Here is a 1,352-nt window from a genome sequence, read left to right on the forward strand (position 1 = left end):
AAAATAAAAAGCCCGGCAGCTGCCTACTTTCCCGCATTTAGAGCAGTATCATCGGCGCAAGGGAGCTTGACTTCCGTGTTCGGAATGGGAACGGGTATTTCCTCCCCGCTATGGCCACCGGGCAATAATTGCCGTACAAAAAGAAAAAGGAAGAAGGGGCAGCCGAAAAACAAAGCGCCTGCCGTCATTTTACACAAGCTTTTATGTGCTCGTATGTCTATTGTTACCGCGCTATAGCACGGGAACGATAATATGGTCAAGCCTCACGACCTATTAGTACTGCTCGGCTGTGCACGTCGCCGTGCCTGCACCTGCAGCCTATCAACCGGATAGTGTCTCCGGGGTCTTTAGGAGGGTCATACCCTCAGGGATGTCTCATCTTGAGGCGGGCTTCCCGCTTAGATGCTTTCAGCGGTTATCCCTTCCGAACGTAGCCACCCGGCACTTACCCTTGGCAGGATAACCGGTATACCAGAGGTTCGTCCGCTTCGGTCCTCTCGTACTAAAAGCAGCTCCTCTCAAACATCCTCCGCCCGTAACAGATAGGGACCGAACTGTCTCGCGACGTTCTGAACCCAGCTCACGTACCGCTTTAATTGGCGAACAGCCAAACCCTTGGGACCTGCTCCAGCCCCAGGATGCGATGAGCCGACATCGAGGTGCCAAACTTTCCCGTCGATGTGAACTCTTGGGGAAAATCAGCCTGTTATCCCCGGAGTACCTTTTGTCCGTTAAGTGACGGCGCTTCCACTTGCAACCGCCAGATCACTAAGACCTGCTTTCGCACCTGCTCGTGATGTCTCACTCGCAGTCAAGCCTCCTTGTGCCTTTACACTCGTACGATGATTTCCAACCACCGCGAGGAGACCTTCGCGCGCCTCCGTTACCCTTTAGGAGGCGACCGCCCCAGTCAAACCGCCCGCCAATCACTGTCCCCCATCCGGCTTCACGGACCGGAGTTAGAAATCCCATCCGCCAGGGCCGGTATTTCACCATCGGCTCCACGCACGCTGACGCGCACGCTTCAGTGCCTCCCGGCTATCCTACACATGGCGGATAGAATCCCAGTGATAAGCTGCGGTGAAGGTTCACGGGGTCTTTCCGTCTAATTACGGGTATCCGGCTTCTTTACCGGAATATAAGTTTCACCGAGTCCCGCGTTGAGACAGCGCCCAGAATCGTTACACCATTCGTGCGGGTCGGAACTTACCCGACAAGGAATTTCGCTACCTTAGGACCGTTATAGTTACGGCCGCCGTTTGCCGGGGCTTCGGTTCGGAGCTTCGCATTGCTGCTAACCCCTCCCCTTAACCTTCCGGTACCGGGCAGGTGTCACCACCTATACGTCCCGT

General features: G+C 55.4%; 2 rRNA genes (1 of these 2 running past the window's edge). Both read right to left on the reverse strand.

Going from position 1 to position 1,352, the window contains the following annotated elements:
* Window positions 1-10: 10 nt before the first annotated feature.
* A 5S ribosomal RNA gene (gene rrf, locus JSQ97_RS12410) occupies window positions 11-122 on the reverse strand.
* A gap of 130 nt (window positions 123-252) precedes the next feature.
* Window positions 253-1,352 (reverse strand): 23S ribosomal RNA (locus JSQ97_RS12415) (it continues 1,936 nt past the right edge of the window).

Origin of the sequence: Treponema sp. Marseille-Q4523 (genome assembly GCF_016901105.1) — a bacterium.
Classification (GTDB): Bacteria; Spirochaetota; Spirochaetia; order Treponematales; family Treponemataceae; genus Treponema_D.